We start from the raw sequence: 14,990 nt of genomic DNA, 5'->3' as shown, positions 1-14,990 counted from the left end.
GACGACGTCACATAAAACAAACGGGCTACATAGGCAGCCCGTTTGAAAGGTGGGTATTACAGCGCCTGAACGGGATTCATCGCAGCGCCGGGGAAGGCCGTATCTTCACCGCGTTCACGCCACGGCGCCAGATCGCGGCTGCGGGAGGCTACCGCGCTGTCCCACAGCTGATACGCGTCCTTACCGAGCATCAAACGCACCGGCGGGGTGGCGCTGGCCACCATATCGACGATCACGCGAGCGCCCTTGACCGGATCGCCCATCTGTTTGCCGTTCTGCGTGCGGTAATACTCCACCATGCCGGCATCCAGTGGCGCATAGGCAGCGATTTCGCGTTCGGCCTTCATGGCGGCGCTGCTGGCGAAACCGGTACGGAAGGCGCCCGGCTCGATCAGCGTGACGTGGATCCCCAGCGGCTTGACCTCGTGGTGCAGCGCTTCGGTAAACCCTTCCAACGCGAACTTGGTGGCGTTGTACAGACCGCTGCCGGGGAAGGCCACCAGGCCGGCGATGCTGGTCAGATTGAGAATATGGCCGGACCGTTGAGCGCGCATCTGCGGCAGCACTTCACGCGACAGCTCGGCGGCCGCAAAGAAGTTCAGCTCCATCTGGGCGCGGATCTGTTCGGAAGTGAACTCTTCCAGCGCCCCGTAAGAACCGGCGCCGGCGATGTTGGCCAGTACGTCGAGGCGGCCAAAGGTTTCGACGGTCTTCTTCAGGGCGGCGGCGCGCGCCGCAGGATCGGTCACGTCCAGCTGCAGAGCCAGCGCGCGTTCGCCGTGGCCGGCGGCGATCGCCTGCAGCGGCGCCAGGCGGCGGGCGGTGAGCACCACGTTGTCGCCCTTGGCCAGCACGGCCTCAGCCAAAGCCTGGCCGAAGCCGGAAGATGCGCCTGTAATAAACCAGGTTTTGTTCATATCGAGATTCCTCGTTATCGTGGGGAGTTACAGTTGAATTTCAGTGAGTTCTTCGCCATCAAAGGCGGTGTCTTCGCCCCGTTCGCGCCAGGCTTTAAGCTCCTGCTGGCGTTTGGCGAGGGTGGTGTCCCACATGGCGTAAGCGTCGCGCCCCAGCATCAGGCGCACCGGCGGGGCCGTGAGAGTGACCAACTCCAGCATGCGCTGCGCCGCTTTGGCGGGATCGCCCATCTGTCGGCCGGCGGACTGCGCCAGGTAGGTTTCAAACGGTGCAATCGACGGGCGGTAGGCCTCGATGCGCTGCGTCGGCCGCATGTTCACGTCGCCGACAAATTCGGTGCGGAAGGCGCCGGGCTCGACCAGGGTCACGTGGATCCCCAGCGGCCTGGCCTCGATGGCCAGCGACTCCGTCCAGCCTTCGAGGGCAAACTTCGCCGCGCAATAGGGGCCGGCGGCGTTCATCGCCACCAGACCGGCGATGCTGCTTACGGTGATCACGTTGCCGCTGCCCTGGCGCCGCATCTGCGGCAGCACGGCGCGGGTCATCTCCGCCGCCGCAAAGAAATTCAGCTCCATCTGCTCGCGCAGCTGTTCGAGGCTGAACTCTTCGCAGGCGCCGGCTACACCGCGCCCGGCCAGGTTGGCCAGCACGTCGATGCGGCCGAACCGCGCCAGGGTATCGGCGACCGCCTTATCGCGCGCGGCGGCATCCGTGACGTCCACCGCCAAAGGCAGCACGCGATCCTCCTGGCCCTTAGCCAGCGCCTGCAGGCGGTCGAGACGGCGGGCGGTCACCACCACCCGATCGCCGTTGGCGATGGCCGCTTCCGCCAGGGCTTTGCCCAGGCCCGACGAGGCGCCGGTGATCAGCCACACTTTATGGTCATTGTTCATTTCAGGTTTCCTGCGAATAAATAAAACGGCGCTTAGCGCCACCAACGGCTGCCGGGGTGCGGCCGAACGATATCGACACGTTCGCCGATCATCGGCGTCGCGACCTGCACGCTAGAGGTAGCGGCATGGCGCAGTACCTGGTCGAACGGGTCTTGCCAGGCGTGCATCGCCAGATCGAAGGTGCCGTTATGGATCGGCAGCAGCCAGCGGCCGAGCAAATCCCGGTGCGCCTGCACGGTTTGCTGAGGGTGCATATGCACATAGGGCCAGCGTTTGTCGTAGGCGCCGGTTTCCATCAGCGTCAGGTCAAAGGGGCCAAAACGGCGGCCAATCTCGGCAAAACCGGTGAAATAGCCGCTGTCGCCGCTGAAGAACACCCGCAGCTCATCGTCTTCAATCACCCAGGAACACCACAGCGTGCGGTTGCCGTCGGTCAGGCTCCGGCCCGAAAAGTGCTGGGCCGGGGTAGCCGTCAGCCGCAGGCCGTCGATTTCCGTGCCTTGCCACCAGTCGAACTGGCGGATTTTGTCCGGCGCCACGCCCCAGGCCGCCAGGCGATCGCCCACGCCGAGCGGTGCGACGAACTGGCCCACCTTGCCGTCCAGCGCCCGAATGGCGGCCTGGTCCAGATGGTCGTAATGATCGTGCGAGAGGATCACGGCGCGGATCGGCGGCAGCTCCTCGATCGCGATCGGCGGCGCGTGAAAGCGTTTTGGCCCGGCGAACGGCAGCGGCGATGCCCGCTCGGAGAACACCGGATCGGTCAGCCACCATTGGCCGCGCAGCTTGAGCAACACCGTGGAATGCCCCAGGCGGTACAGGCTACGATCGGGTGCCGCCTCAAGCTCGGCGCGCGACAGGCGCTGAATCGGCACCGGCGTCGCCGGCACCGTGCCTTTGGGCTTGTTGAAAAATACGTCCCACCACACGCGCAGGGTGGACTCGGGCAGGTCACCCGGCGCCGGCGGCCGCTGATTGTTAAAGCGCCGATCGCGCCATTGTGGCGATGAAGCATAGCCGCCCGCTGTCGGGCGCAATTTGGAACAACGGCTCAAAGTCAGAATTCCTTCAGCACAGCAATGGATGATTCGGGCAGCGGCGCGGTTCAGGTCGCCTTTGCCCGCACGACGCGATAAAACTTGTTGTCAAGAATAAGCCTTGAGAGACGGACGATCCATGCGCTAAAGTACTTGTTTGTTTATCAAGAGTACGGATTTCATCATGGACCCGCTGTCAGACGTGTTGTCGCTGCTGCAACCCCAAAACCAGTTTTACGCCGGTTTCGACGCCGCCGGGGACTGGTCGTTCGAGTTTCCCCCTCATGAAGGCATCAAATTCACGGCGGTGATGCGCGGCGCCTGCTGGGGCATGACCGACGATCTGACGCAGCCGATCCATTTCCGCGAAGGGGACTGCTTTTTGCTGAACAGTCGGCGGCGCTTCAGGGTCGCGTCCGATCCGGCGTTGCCGCCGCAGGGAGGGGAGCAGATCATGGCCGAGGCGACGCGCGACGGCATCGCCGTGCATAACGGCGGTGGCGAGGTCTTTTTGATCAGCGGGCGTTTCGGTTTTTCCGGCCAGCATGCGGCGCTGCTGTTTGATGCGCTGCCGCCGATCATCAACATCCCCAAAGCCTCGAGCCAGGCGGGCGTTTTGCGCTGGACGCTCGAACAGTGGACGAACGAGTTGCGTCACCCGCAGCTCGGCGGTGCGCTGATGTCGACCCACCTGGCGCACTTGATGCTGGTGCAGGTGTTTCGCCAGTTCCTCGAAACGGCCCATGGGCTGCCGAAAGGTTGGTTTCTGGCGCTGACCGACCGCCAGATCAGCCTGGCGATCGCCGCCATGCACGCCGAGCCGGCGCGCAACTGGACGCTGGAAGAGCTGGCCCGCATCGTCGGCATTTCCCGCACCGTATTCGCTCAACGTTTCAAAGGGCTGGTTGGCAGCACCGCCATGGAATACCTCTCGCGTTGGCGTATGCTGCAGGCGGCAGATCGTCTGCGGGCCGGTAAAGAAAACGTCGCGTCGATCGCCTACTCGTTGGGATACGGCTCGGAAAGCGCGTTCAGCACTGCCTTCAAACGGGTGATGGCGCAGTCGCCGTCGCAGTATCGGCGGCAAACGCCGGCCGGGGCGAGTGAACCGGAGGGAAAGGGGGCGCAGCGGCCGTGACCGCCGCGCCTGGCTTTACTGGCTGATGCTCTGCTGCAGCGCCTGAACGGATGAAACGATGCCGGCATCGACCGACATGGTCAGGTCTTCCATTTCCAGCGACACCCAGTCGTTGTAGCCCATCATGCGCACCACCGAGAAGAACGCCTTCCACCACTGCAGATCCCGGCCGCAGCCGACGGCGACATAGTTCCAGGCGCGGCGGGCCACGTCGTCGATCGGTTTGGTCTCCAGCAGTCCGTTAACCTCAACGACGCCGCGCTCAAGGCGCACGTCTTTGCCGTGCACATGGTGAATGGCGGGGCCGAGGGCGCGGGCCACCGCGATGGGATCCGCACCCATCCAGATCAGGTGGCTGGGATCGAGGTTCAGACCCACCATCGGGCCAACGGCCTCGCGCAGCCGGAACAGCGTTTCCGGGTTCCACACCAGCATGGCGCTGAAGTTTTCCAGCGCAAAGCGCTCGACGCCGCACGCTTTGGCCCGAGCGACCAGCGCCTGCCAATAGGGGATTGCCACTTCATTCCATTGATAGTCCAGACAGTTTTTCACCGTCGGCGGCCAGCTGACGGTATAGGTGATCCAGTTGGGAATGGTGTCATGCGGGCTGGCCGGGGGCAGGCCGCTCATCATAACGATCTTTTTCACCCCCAGCAGCCCGGCCAGCTCCAGCGTATTGTCGGTTTGGCGCTGATGGCGTTGCCCCAGTTCGCCGGGATCGAGCGGATTGCCGGAGACGTTGAGCGCGGCGATCTCTATGCCGCGGCTGGCCAGCGCCTGCTGCAGCTGCCGGCGTTTGGCGGGGTTAGCCAGCAGATCGTCGGTATCCAGATGGGGCGCCGGAGACCAGCCGCCGGTGGTCATTTCCACGCCGCTCACCCCCAGCTCCAGCAGCCGATCCAGCATCTGCTCGAAGGGTAAATGACCCAGGCTGTCGGTACAGAATGAAAGTTTCATGGTGCTTTCCTTATTGGTAATTAACCCAGGTGGCGCCGTTGTCGGCGGAACGAACGCAGTTTTCAATCCAGCGCACGCCTTCCAATCCGGCGTCGATATCCGGATAGATCAGCGTGGCCAGCGTCTGCCGATCGCCGCGCTGGCTGGCGCTGATGGCGATGGCGAACTTGAGGTAGATATTGGCCCAGGATTCGGCCAGCCCTTCGGTATGCAGCGCACCGAGCCTCTCTTCGGCCAGGGCGCTGTCGTCCAGATAGGGCATGCCGTGGTGCAGGATCTGGTTGGGCCGCCCCTGGATCTCATGGCGCAATTCGCCGGGGGCAGCGTCGCTCCACTGCAGGCTGGCGAGCGAGCCCACCACGCGGATGCTTTGGCTGTCCATCGCGCCCGCATTGACGGCGGAGGCCCACATGCGGCCGACGGCGCCGTTTTCGTAGTGCATCAGCACCATGGCGTTGTCTTCCAGCGGGGCGCGAGAAGGAATAAAGCTCTGGCGATCGCACAGCAGGGAGGCAATCTTCATATCGGGCATCACCAGCTGCGAGATGTAGAAGGTATGGGTGGAGATGTCGCCCAGCACAAAAGAGGGGCCGGCGATTTTCGGATCGACGCGCCACTTTTGCGCCTCGAACGTGTCCGCGCTTTCGTTGGCATTGAAACCGTGGGTGTATTGCAATTCGACCATGCGTATTTCGCCGATGTCGCCGTTCGCGATCATGGCGCGCATCTGCATCAGCAGCGGATGGCCGGAGAAGCCGTAGGTTACGCCGACGATCAGGCCTTTCTCCGCCGCCAGCGCCTTGATTTCTCTCGCCTCCGCCGTGCTGAAGAACAGCGGCTTTTCGCAGATGACATGCAGGCCAGCATTCAGCGCGGCGCGCGTGATTGCATAATGGGTGCCGTTGGGGGTGGCGATGGTCACCACCTCAACGCCATCTTCGCGGTCGGCTTCTTGATCCAGCAGCTGTTGATAGTTGTCATAGCAGCGTTCGGCGGGCACGCCGAGGTTGACGCCAAACTCACGTCCGCGCGCCGCGTCGATATCAAAAGCGCCGGCAACCAGCCGATAAGCGGTGTTGTCGCGCAGTGCGCCGGAACGGTGCTTGTAGCCCACCTGGCTGAGGCGGCCGCCGCCGATCATCGCCCAACGCAGCGGGCGAGGGATGCTTCTTTCACCATTTAACATGCTGACTCCTGATACTGTGGTTTTGCACTCGGGTGCAAAATGGGTTTAAAAAGAGAGTGGCAACGGTTTATTTCTGGTTCATCTGTGCAAATTGCGGGTAGTTTTCTCGCGTCACGGTGGCATAAGGCACCCAGTTGTAAGGCTCGGTTTTAGTGTGATCCAACATCGCTCGGGTCACCTGCACCGCGCCGATCGCCTGGGCTTTGGCATCCTGGAAAATGGTCACCGCCAGGTCGCCGCTTTTGATAAATTGCAGGCCGTCTGGCGTGCCGTCGATACCGGCGACCAGCACGCCATTCTTTTTGGCCTGCTTCAGCGCCATGATCGCGCCGATGGCCATTTCATCGTTGTTGGCGGCGATCGCATCGATCGGCGTGCCGTTCAGCAACCAGCCGGAAACCACGTCGACCGCTTCATTGCGCTGCCATTTGGCGGTCTGTTTCTCTACCACTTTCATGTCTTTGTGTGTGGCGATTACCGCTTCTACCGCACGGGTGCGTTCGCGGGTTTCTTCGTTGGAGAGGGCACCCATCAGGATCGCCACGTTGCCGCGGTAATTCATTTTTTTCGCCAGGGCCTCCATCTGCAGGCGGCCGCTGAGCGCCGAGTCGGAGCCGACGTAGGCCGTCGCGCCGGTCAGCGGCACTTCGGGTTTGCGGTTGACGAAGATGAGGGGGATCGCGGCACGTTGGGCGGCCGCTATCATCGGCTGGACGCCTTGCGTATCGACCGGGTTGAGGATAATGGCATCCACGCCCTGATTAATCAGATCGTCTACCTGCTGCACCTGCAGGGCAACATCGCCCTTGGCATCGACGAACTGGCCCTGCAGCTGCTGCGCAGCCAGTTCTCGTGCCATTTGGCTGCGCAGAATGGAGACGAAGTTGAGATCGAAGTTGGCCAGTGCCACGCCGACCTGGTAGGTCTTGGCCTGGGCGGTCACGACAAACAGCGAGCAGGCTAACATCAACAGCAGTCTGGTTTTTTTCATTACGGTATCCTGTCGAGATGAGAGGTGTTGTGTTAAAGCAGTGTATTTGCAACCGGGTGCAAAACAAGAGACAAGACGGCGATGAGTCTCTGAATGCCACCGTGAATGTCGGCTATGGATAAAATTCGGTCAACTGGGGAAAGGTGAAAACAGCGTGGACGATCACAAACTCTTTACCTTTTGCACCCGGTTGCACAACAAATTGCAATCGGGTGCAAAAACGGGACATAATTGCAGCAGGAATGCCGACGGGCGCTTAGGGGATCTGAGCGAGCAGGGTATAGTTTGACTTCATCGAAGCCGGGATCGACGCAACCATGATAAAACACCACAAAGCCACCGCCAGCGACGTCGCCGAAAAGGCCGGCGTCTCTAAATGGACGGTATCGCGCGCCTTTACGCCCGGCGCGTCGATCTCGGACAGCGCGCGTGAAAGCGTACTGGCGGCGGCGGCCGAGTTGGGCTATCGGCCAAACCTGCTGGCGCGCAGCCTGTCGCAAAAACGCACGCACATCATCGGCGTGGCCATCGACGAGATGAAGAACCCGCATTCGATGATGATGCTCGATATGGTCACCAAACAGCTGCAAACCCGCGGCTATATGGCGCTGCTGCTGAACATCACCGCCGGGGAAAACTACCGGGCGGTGATGGCGATGGCCGATCAGCTGCAGGTCGATGGCATTTTGTTCCTGGCGACGGTGTTAACCCAAGAGTGGGCGGCGATCGCGCAAGACCTGCATCAGATCCCGCTGGTGCAGGTGTGCCGCAATACGGAAAGTGAACACATTGATGTGGTCAATATCGACGGTTACCGCGCCGGCGAAGAGATCGCTGAGTTGCTGATAGAACAAGGGCATCGGCGCTTTGGCTACATGAAGGGGCCGGACACGCAAAGCAGCCATTTGCTGCGCATGGAAGGCTACCGCGACAAACTGATGGCTGCCGGCTTTCAGTTGGATCGGGTGCTCACCGCCGGCCACTACGATCGCCAACGCGGTTTCCAGCTGATGAGCGAATACCTGCAGGCAACGCCGGAAAGCGAGCGGGTTGAGGCGCTGTTCTGCGAGAACGACGTGTTGGCGCTGGGGGCGCTCGAAGCGCTCAGGCAAACGGCGCCGTCGTCCGCGATGGCCGTGGTCGGTTTCGACGATATCGATGAAGCCGGCTCAGCCAATTGGGCGCTGACCAGCTACAGCCAACGCATCGACCGGCTGGTCGAGGAGGCTTTGAATCGCCTGATCGACAATCGCGCCACGGCAGACGGCGCCTGGCGGCACGGAGAGTTGCGGGTTCGGCGGTCGCATTTGGCTGGGAAACCGGCGTAAGGATTTCTTTTTGTGTGACAATGTCACTATTGAGGCTTGATGAGAGCACATCGAGATAGAAAGAAAAAACTCTATAGAAGAGAAAGCGTGACATCCAGAGGGCCCATAGCCAGCGGTGGTGAGTACCGCTGGGAACGGCATAGCAAACAGCTGGATGATGAGCAGTTGCCGCTGCGTGAAAGCATGCATGGGCGGATACAACATGGCATGGATTACACGCCGCTATTTCAATTTTTGCTCAGTAAAGTGGGCCAACCCTGGAGTGAAGTGCACAGCGAAGCGGTTAGTCGGTTGGATAAAGAAGCACCTATTTTTTACCTGGTGGCGCTGCACCGTAAAAACTGGCAGAGCTATGTCTGTTGTGGTGAGTCGAGCTATTACAGCGGGCTATGCATAGATGAGCACGGGATACTGCAGAAAGTGAACCCGGCATTCACCGCAGAAGATGTGCCGGTGAGATGCCGCTGTTGTACCTATACGTTCAACGGGGAACTGGTGCCCGTCACGGAAAAAAACTGGCAAAAACCCTATGAGAAGGAATCCTGGGAATAGTCAGGTTTCACGAGTGTCATTCAGATGTAGATTGACTGCCAAAGTTTGCCAGATTTCACGTAGCGCGATCAAAAAGGAGGGCATTTTGACCCATTTTGCACAGTGGCTTAGCCAAATTCAGGCGCTTGAGGTTGAACTGCACCAGCTAACAACGCGCTGCGATCCGAAACATGTCGCGGCATTGTTGCATGAAGACTTTGAAGAGATTGGTCGTTCAGGCCTACGTTATGACAAATGCCAAACCGTTGCGGCGCTGGAGATGGAAACGGATTATCCGCCAATTTTCGCCGAAGGTTTTAAGCTGGCGAAAATCAGTGAAAGCGCCGTGTTGCTGACGTACAAAAGTTTTCAGCGTGATGCGCAGGGCCGCGCCGTTCGTTGCACTGAACGCTCATCGATCTGGCTGCTGACGGAAAAGGCGGGTTGGCAGATGCGCTTTCATCAAGGTACGCCGGCAGAGGATTGAGCAGAGTTTAAAAAGCTGATCGAATGGAGTCATTTAACTCACGCTATAAGTTTTTCTATAGGCTACTAAAAATTATCATCATTTGTTAACCATAAAAAATAAAATATAATCATGAGGAAAAACAAAACCCTGCATAAATTAAACCTTATATTTATGCTGGAATAATTTCATTATATAAACATTGACTATAAAAGGTTTGCTATGAAATTGCGACTTACAATATTTGCCACATTGGTATTAAGCATGCCTATGGCACCCTCTGCTTTTGCTTTGACTTTACAAGATCAAGTTAAACAGTACGAAAAAGAGGGCTGGAAGGTAGGGTTGTCAATTCTATCTTCAGATGATAAAACGATTTCTATAAATGGAAACCAACGCTTTCCTTTAGATAGCACAGTTAAATCAATTGCTTGTGCCAATGTCCTGGCAAAGGTTGATGCAAAGAAGCTTTCATTAAATCATTCTATGGTAGTGACTGAAAAAAATATTGTGACCTATTCACCCGTTGCTAAAGATTATATGAACAAGCCATTTACGCTTGAGCAAGCCTGTAAAGCGGCCAATGAATACAGTGATAATACAGCAGCTAATTTTGCTATTTTTTCGGGTGGAGGACCAGAAGCTCTGACCGAATTTATGAGATCTATAGGAGATACGGTTACTCGCTCTGACCGATATGAGCCAGAATTGACGGTCAATCCCGTGGATGATTTGCGAGATACAACGACTCCTGATGCGATGAGCAAGAGTATCAAGAAAATTTTGACCGGCGAAGTTCTCAGCGATGCATCAAAAGCGCAATTGAAAGAATGGATGGTCAATAACAAAGTCGCTGATAATATGCTTAGAGCGTCTCTTCCTAAAGGATGGAAAATCGCCGATAGGTCAGGTGCAAGTGATTATGGTGTCAGAGGGATAACGTCGATGGTCTGGTCAAATAATCATGATCCTGTATTCATCAGCATCTATGTGAGAAAAGCGGATACCTCTTTGGATGAACGCTCAGCGGTGATCCGTACTTTAGGTTCGCATATATTTGACGAATACCTTAGCCACTAAGAGGATAGTAGTAAGAGGTTAGGGGTTCTATGGAAGAGCCCCGATAAGCAGCAGAGAGTTACGTACTCAGGAAAGCTCCACGCCATGGCGGTTAGCATTCATCACGTTCAATTTAACATAATATACATTATGCGCACCTTGGTGGTGATATGTGGATTCTGCCGTCCAGGCCTGATTCATGGGCTTTCTCCTGCGGCCAACCATGCCGGCGCCGGCTACTCATGCCGCTGAACTAATTCGTTTTTCAACCGGCCATAAGCCGCCGGGTTTTGCCGACGGTCTTCTGCTGCCTGGTGTTTGTGTTGCTCTGCAATACCATGATGCTTGCGCAGAAAATCTCTGAACGCCAACTGTCTGATCGCCTGTTCACTTGCTGCAGCAACGCCTGCCGGTAATGCCATTCTCGCCACGCGGCGTAGATCTCATATCATGCATCTTGTCATTCACACCATCCAACGCCGCCAGGCTTTCAATCTCCAGCAAGATATCAATCGTTGGTTTGGCACTGCTGTACTACCGATATGATGAATTGCCGTTAACACACCAGCCAATATCTCGCGTAGTTTCAGCGCTTCATCTTGATAGTATTCCAGAGATCATAGCCCTCGACCGTGATGCTGCGTGCTGCCATTTCCCGCTTCAGTAATGATGACCGGACATGATTTCTAAGGCGCATACCTGCCGATATTGGCCAGAAATCCCCTGCTTTTTTGATCGCGCTACGTGAAATCTGATAAAACGTGGCGGCTAAGATACTGCAGATTTCTCCCAAACGCGTCACTTAAACGGGCACTATTTGTATGCTAAATACGCATTGGCGTGCGTTTGTATCGCTTTCGGCGCCCACCACGGCGTTGGCTATACTGAATGGGAATATTCTTCCATGCTCCAGGAGCCTCTCCATGTTTGACCATGTGAAATTTGGCGTCAGCGACTTTGCCCTTAGCAAAGCGTTTTTCCTCAATGCGCTGGCGCCGCTGGGCGTAAAGATCGTTGCCGAAGGCGAGCCCGGCTATGGCGTCGAACTTTGTCCCGATCGGGGTAACGTGTCATTGTGCCTGTTTCAAACCGATGAAAAGCCGGCACACCTGCACCTGGCATTTGCCGCAAGCAGCCGTGAACAGGTTGATGCGTTCTACCACGCTGCGCTAAATGCCGGCGGCATAGACAATGGCGCACCCGGTTTACGGCCCAATTACCATGCCCACTACTATGCGGCATTTGTGATCGCCCCGGATGGCCACAATATCGAAGCGGTTTGCCATAACCCGATGAGCTAATGATTTTTCCTGTTAAAACAGTAGATTAATCACGAGGTAACACATCGAATTTAACATAACGCAGTTGTGACGACGTCACTTAACGTTACCCCGTCACGTCAATCCACTCTGCTCCGGTGATGCTGGCCAGCCGCTGTGGCGCAATTCTCACGCCTGAGTTATCGCTGCCACCTGCCGGAAGCACTTCACCGTAGCTGCACAGGCTGCGATCGCAGTAAATTCTCACCGCTGCCGGTGCGGCAAAGGGGCAAACGCCGCCGGGCGGATAGCCGGTCAGCGCCTCCACCTCCTCCGCCGGCAGCATGCGCGCCTTTACGCCGAAGAATTGTTTGTACTTCTTGTTGTCGATTCTGGCGGTTCCCGCCATCACCAACAGCACCACGCCGTCGTTCACGCGAAATGACAGCGTCTTGGCGATCTGCCCGCTCTCCACGCCAAAGGCTTCCGCCGCCAGCGCCACCGTGGCGGTATTCTTTGTCAGCACCGTCACCGCCGTTTCCGGGGCGTGCTCGGCCAGAAATCGCTGAACGCGCTCTATACTCATGTCCTTCCTCCCGATGTTGCTAAGCCATTGATAATGCCGCAGTGAGGGTTCTGGTTTTAACATCGCATGCTAAAAATGAGAATCAAAATTGTTCAAATCGGTGAATCTGAACAAAGCTTTAAGGGGCCTACGCCTTTTTACCTATCATTTTTCATGGAGATACCTGCATGACAACGCAAACCACAGCAAGGCCTTCAGCGGCCGCGGTGGCCGTCTATGAATGGCTCAATCCGCTCCCCTACGGATTTTTCACCGCGGCGCTGATTTTCGACATCATCTATGCCTGCACGGCGAATATTCAGTGGGTCAATGGTGCCAGCTGGCTGATCGCCATCGGCCTGGTTTTTGCCATTATTCCCCGGCTGATTAACCTGGTTCAGGTGTGGTTCGGCAGCGGCCGGCTGCAGGGCTCACCGGTCAAGCTCCATTTCTGGCTGAATCTGATCGCCATCGTTCTCGCCATCATTAACGCTTTCGTGCATAGCCGGGATGCGTATGCCGTGGTGCCGCAAGGCCTGGTGCTGTCTGCGATCGTGGTCGCGCTGCTGAGCCTCGCCAACATTCTGCTGGCCGTGGGCGCCCGCGCAAAATAAGGAGGTTTTCATGAAGCTATCATCCACCGCGATTGCGCTTTCCGCCGTGCTGGCGCTGGCCGGCTGCGATAACAGCGCCGTCATTTCGCCGGAACAACAAATGGGGCCGGATCCGGTGTTGCCGGCGGCGCAAAACTTCCTGATGCCGCCGATGCAGGTGCCAAAGGGCGTCGGCTGGCAACAGAACCAGATGCCGAAAGTGGCCGAGGGTTTGAAAATCGATAAGGTGGCGGACGGTTTGCTGCATCCGCGCCAGCTGCTTACCCTGCCGAATGGCGATGTCCTGGTGGTGGAAGCCAACGGGCCGGGCACGGAGGCGGTGAGCACGCCCAAGCAGCTGATCGCCGGGCTGGTGAAAGGCCAGTCCGGTAAAGGGGGCAAAGGCGGTAACCGCATCACCCTGCTGCGCCCAACCGCCGACGGCCGCTGGGAAAAGCATGTTTTCCTCGAGGGGCTCGATTCCCCATTCGGCGTCCAGCTGATTGGCAACACCCTGTACGTGGCCAACACCGGCAACATCATGCAGTACACCTATCAGCCGGGCGAAACGCGCATCAGCGATGCGGGTAAAGAGCTGGCCGACTTGCCGGACACCATCAACCACCACTGGACCAAGGCCCTGCTGGCCAGCCCGGACGGTAAAAAGCTGTATGTCGGCGTCGGTTCCAACAGCAACATCACCGAAAACGGCCTGGCCGTAGAGTACCGGCGCGCCGCCGTGCTGGAAGTGGACACCGCCTCTGGCGCCAGCCGTGTCTTCGCCAGCGGCCTGCGCAACCCAACCGGGCTGCAGTGGGAACCGCACAGCGGCAAGCTGTGGGCGATCGTCAACGAGCGTGACGAGATTGGCGCCGATCTGGTGCCGGACTACCTGACCTCGGTGCAGGACGGCGGCTTCTACGGCTGGCCTTACAGCTATTTCGGCCAGCACGTCGATCGGCGGGTGCAGCCGGCGCGGCCGGACCGGGTGGCGAAAGCCATCAAGCCGGACTACGCCCTCAGCTCGCACGTCGCGCCGCTGGGGCTGCTGTTCTATACCGCGAACGCACTGCCGGCCGAGTATCGCGGCGGCGCCTTTGTCAGTGAGCACGGCAGCTGGGATCGCTCGCCGCTGAACGGCTACCGGGTCAGCTACGTGGCGTTTGAGCAAGGCAAGCCGGTCGGCAAACTCAAAGCGGTAGTCACCGGCTTTGTCTCCGACGACGAGAAGGAACTCTATGGCGCACCGGTAGGATTAACGGTCGACAAGGCCGGCGCCCTGCTGATTGCGGATGACGTGGGCAACACCGTTTGGCGCGTCAGCGCTAAATAACGTTAACGGGCAGGTTCTGGGGAATCTGCCCGTGACATTGTCACTCAATACCCTGCGCCAACCAGACCGTTCTTCCCCCGCAGGCGGGATCTTCCACCACATGGTCAACCACGCGGAAGCCGTTCTCCTGCAATAAACGTCTGTACTCCTCCGGCGCCAGGCTGGCGTGAAACAGCGGCTGGCCTTCGAAGCTGCCGATCGCCACGCCGTCGGCTGGGCCGCTGGTGAACATCAGTGCGGCGTGCGGCCCGGCATGTCGTCTGAACAGCGGAAACATGCGGCGCTGATCGTCGCGCGCCAGATGAAAGAAGCTGTCCCAGGCCAGCAGGCCGTCGAACTTCGTCGCCAAATCCAGCTGGCGCATATCCATTTGTCGCCACTCCTGCTGAGGAAAACGCTGCCGGCAGTGCGCGATCATCGCCTGCGCACCGTCGACGCCGGTGACCCGATACCCCTGTTCGATAAAATAGGCGGCGATCGGCGCGCCATTGCCGCAGCCGAGATCCAGCAGCCGCGCATTGGCCGGGGTGAGCTGCAAAAAGCGATCGAGCCACGGCCGTTCAAACAGCGTGGTGGGTCTGAGGCGTTCCCAGGCGGCGGCATGTTCGTCATAAAGCGGGATAATGGTGCTCGCCAGTTTTTCCGTCATTAATATTGTCCCCGTCACGTGATTGGTGCAAAAAAAAAATAGCCTTTGGTCAGAATTAAAGCGCTTATCCGATAATATATTCATCAA

Annotated in this window: 17 protein-coding genes; 8 read left to right on the top strand and 9 right to left on the bottom strand. The window is 58.3% G+C overall.

The features are described from left to right. Positions 1–56: 56 nt before the first annotated feature. From EKL15_RS16540 to EKL15_RS16530, 3 genes are read right to left on the bottom strand one after another with little or no spacing between them, the layout of a single operon-like run. On the bottom strand, positions 57–917 hold the full coding sequence (locus EKL15_RS16540; RefSeq protein ID WP_043147473.1) for an oxidoreductase: 861 nt from the start codon (positions 915–917) through the stop codon (positions 57–59). Between the two features lie 27 nt (positions 918–944). Continuing rightward, the gene (locus tag EKL15_RS16535) at positions 945–1,811 is read right to left on the bottom strand and encodes an oxidoreductase (RefSeq protein WP_203089936.1); all 867 of its coding nucleotides are present in this window, start codon (positions 1,809–1,811) and stop codon (positions 945–947) included. Between the two features lie 32 nt (positions 1,812–1,843). Continuing rightward, entirely contained in the window at positions 1,844–2,866 is a 1,023-nt protein-coding gene (locus tag EKL15_RS16530; protein ID WP_050438956.1) for an MBL fold metallo-hydrolase, read from the bottom strand. A gap of 166 nt (positions 2,867–3,032) precedes the next feature. Here EKL15_RS16530 and EKL15_RS16525 point away from each other — a divergent pair, with 166 nt between their 5' ends. Continuing rightward, the gene (locus tag EKL15_RS16525; RefSeq protein ID WP_203089933.1) at positions 3,033–3,986 is read left to right on the top strand and encodes an AraC family transcriptional regulator; all 954 of its coding nucleotides are present in this window, start codon (positions 3,033–3,035) and stop codon (positions 3,984–3,986) included. A 15-nt stretch (positions 3,987–4,001) separates the two neighbouring features. Here EKL15_RS16525 and EKL15_RS16520 read toward each other — a convergent pair whose 3' ends face one another. The 3 genes from EKL15_RS16520 to EKL15_RS16510 all read right to left on the bottom strand — a co-directional run bounded on the left by EKL15_RS16520 (position 4,002) and on the right by EKL15_RS16510 (position 7,120). Beyond that, entirely contained in the window at positions 4,002–4,943 is a 942-nt protein-coding gene (locus EKL15_RS16520; RefSeq protein ID WP_203089930.1) for a sugar phosphate isomerase/epimerase, read from the bottom strand. A gap of 10 nt (positions 4,944–4,953) precedes the next feature. Beyond that, on the bottom strand, positions 4,954–6,129 hold the full coding sequence (locus tag EKL15_RS16515; RefSeq protein ID WP_197847678.1) for a Gfo/Idh/MocA family protein: 1,176 nt from the start codon (positions 6,127–6,129) through the stop codon (positions 4,954–4,956). Positions 6,130–6,196: 67 nt separating this feature from the next. After that, positions 6,197–7,120 carry a substrate-binding domain-containing protein gene (locus EKL15_RS16510; RefSeq protein ID WP_180548615.1) on the bottom strand — a complete coding sequence of 308 codons (924 nt, stop codon included), beginning with the start codon at positions 7,118–7,120 and terminating at the stop codon, positions 6,197–6,199. A gap of 317 nt (positions 7,121–7,437) precedes the next feature. Between EKL15_RS16510 and EKL15_RS16505 the strand changes: the two genes are divergently transcribed. From EKL15_RS16505 to bla, 4 genes are all read left to right on the top strand, one after another. Then, positions 7,438–8,448, top strand: a complete 1,011-nt coding sequence (locus EKL15_RS16505; RefSeq protein ID WP_060418881.1) for a LacI family DNA-binding transcriptional regulator — start codon at positions 7,438–7,440, stop codon at positions 8,446–8,448. Positions 8,449–8,487: 39 nt separating this feature from the next. After that, the gene (locus EKL15_RS16500; protein WP_060418879.1) at positions 8,488–9,000 is read left to right on the top strand and encodes a hypothetical protein; all 513 of its coding nucleotides are present in this window, start codon (positions 8,488–8,490) and stop codon (positions 8,998–9,000) included. Positions 9,001–9,085: 85 nt separating this feature from the next. After that, positions 9,086–9,466 (top strand): DUF4440 domain-containing protein, encoded by a 381-nt coding sequence (locus EKL15_RS16495; protein WP_203089927.1) that lies wholly within the window; start codon positions 9,086–9,088, stop codon positions 9,464–9,466. Positions 9,467–9,667: 201 nt separating this feature from the next. Further along, positions 9,668–10,525, top strand: coding sequence for a class A beta-lactamase (bla, locus tag EKL15_RS16490; protein WP_070914323.1), 858 nt, complete (start codon positions 9,668–9,670; stop codon positions 10,523–10,525). A 215-nt stretch (positions 10,526–10,740) separates the two neighbouring features. On the opposite strand, the gene EKL15_RS16485 is transcribed toward bla, so the two are convergent. Beyond that, on the bottom strand, positions 10,741–10,926 hold the full coding sequence (locus EKL15_RS16485; protein WP_203089924.1) for a GrpB family protein: 186 nt from the start codon (positions 10,924–10,926) through the stop codon (positions 10,741–10,743). Between the two features lie 501 nt (positions 10,927–11,427). On the opposite strand from EKL15_RS16485, the gene EKL15_RS16470 reads away from it, so the two are divergent. Beyond that, positions 11,428–11,805, top strand: a complete 378-nt coding sequence (locus tag EKL15_RS16470) for a VOC family protein (protein ID WP_060418875.1) — start codon at positions 11,428–11,430, stop codon at positions 11,803–11,805. An 85-nt stretch (positions 11,806–11,890) separates the two neighbouring features. Here the strand turns inward: EKL15_RS16470 and EKL15_RS16465 are convergent, their stop codons facing one another. After that, positions 11,891–12,349 (bottom strand): YbaK/EbsC family protein, encoded by a 459-nt coding sequence (locus EKL15_RS16465; protein ID WP_048233970.1) that lies wholly within the window; start codon positions 12,347–12,349, stop codon positions 11,891–11,893. Positions 12,350–12,516: 167 nt separating this feature from the next. On the opposite strand from EKL15_RS16465, the gene EKL15_RS16460 reads away from it, so the two are divergent. Both EKL15_RS16460 and EKL15_RS16455 read left to right on the top strand, forming a co-directional pair. After that, positions 12,517–12,942: a DUF2231 domain-containing protein gene (locus EKL15_RS16460; RefSeq protein ID WP_060418873.1), complete on the top strand. Its 426-nt coding sequence runs from the start codon at positions 12,517–12,519 to the stop codon at positions 12,940–12,942. 10 nt (positions 12,943–12,952) lie between these two features. Then, positions 12,953–14,254: a sorbosone dehydrogenase family protein gene (locus tag EKL15_RS16455; RefSeq protein ID WP_147839953.1), complete on the top strand. Its 1,302-nt coding sequence runs from the start codon at positions 12,953–12,955 to the stop codon at positions 14,252–14,254. A 40-nt stretch (positions 14,255–14,294) separates the two neighbouring features. On the opposite strand, the gene EKL15_RS16450 is transcribed toward EKL15_RS16455, so the two are convergent. Then, positions 14,295–14,903 carry a class I SAM-dependent methyltransferase gene (locus EKL15_RS16450; protein ID WP_203089921.1) on the bottom strand — a complete coding sequence of 203 codons (609 nt, stop codon included), beginning with the start codon at positions 14,901–14,903 and terminating at the stop codon, positions 14,295–14,297. Between the last annotated feature and the right edge of the window lie 87 nt (positions 14,904–14,990).

The sequence above is a fragment of the Serratia sp. 4542 genome, assembly GCF_016805595.1.
Lineage (GTDB): Bacteria > Pseudomonadota > Gammaproteobacteria > Enterobacterales > Enterobacteriaceae > Serratia > Serratia nevei.
Note: the sequence above shows the minus strand (reverse complement) of the source record. Positions and strands in the feature narration are given on the sequence as shown.

Excerpts from the sequence above, each read along its gene's own strand:
- EKL15_RS16540 (WP_043147473.1), bottom strand. The coding sequence starts at position 917 with ATGAACAAAACCTGGTTTATTACAGGCGCATCTTCCGGCTTCGGCCAG.
- EKL15_RS16535 (WP_203089936.1), bottom strand. The coding sequence starts at position 1,811 with ATGAACAATGACCATAAAGTGTGGCTGATCACCGGCGCCTCGTCGGGC.
- EKL15_RS16525 (WP_203089933.1), top strand. The coding sequence starts at position 3,033 with ATGGACCCGCTGTCAGACGTGTTGTCGCTGCTGCAACCCCAAAACCAG.
- EKL15_RS16520 (WP_203089930.1), bottom strand. The coding sequence starts at position 4,943 with ATGAAACTTTCATTCTGTACCGACAGCCTGGGTCATTTACCCTTCGAG.
- EKL15_RS16515 (WP_197847678.1), bottom strand. The coding sequence starts at position 6,129 with ATGTTAAATGGTGAAAGAAGCATCCCTCGCCCGCTGCGTTGGGCGATG.
- EKL15_RS16510 (WP_180548615.1), bottom strand. The coding sequence starts at position 7,120 with ATGAAAAAAACCAGACTGCTGTTGATGTTAGCCTGCTCGCTGTTTGTC.
- EKL15_RS16505 (WP_060418881.1), top strand. The coding sequence starts at position 7,438 with ATGATAAAACACCACAAAGCCACCGCCAGCGACGTCGCCGAAAAGGCC.
- EKL15_RS16500 (WP_060418879.1), top strand. The coding sequence starts at position 8,488 with ATGAGAGCACATCGAGATAGAAAGAAAAAACTCTATAGAAGAGAAAGC.
- bla (WP_070914323.1), top strand. The coding sequence starts at position 9,668 with ATGAAATTGCGACTTACAATATTTGCCACATTGGTATTAAGCATGCCT.
- EKL15_RS16485 (WP_203089924.1), bottom strand. The coding sequence starts at position 10,926 with ATGGCATTACCGGCAGGCGTTGCTGCAGCAAGTGAACAGGCGATCAGA.
- EKL15_RS16470 (WP_060418875.1), top strand. The coding sequence starts at position 11,428 with ATGTTTGACCATGTGAAATTTGGCGTCAGCGACTTTGCCCTTAGCAAA.
- EKL15_RS16465 (WP_048233970.1), bottom strand. The coding sequence starts at position 12,349 with ATGAGTATAGAGCGCGTTCAGCGATTTCTGGCCGAGCACGCCCCGGAA.
- EKL15_RS16460 (WP_060418873.1), top strand. The coding sequence starts at position 12,517 with ATGACAACGCAAACCACAGCAAGGCCTTCAGCGGCCGCGGTGGCCGTC.
- EKL15_RS16455 (WP_147839953.1), top strand. The coding sequence starts at position 12,953 with ATGAAGCTATCATCCACCGCGATTGCGCTTTCCGCCGTGCTGGCGCTG.
- EKL15_RS16450 (WP_203089921.1), bottom strand. The coding sequence starts at position 14,903 with ATGACGGAAAAACTGGCGAGCACCATTATCCCGCTTTATGACGAACAT.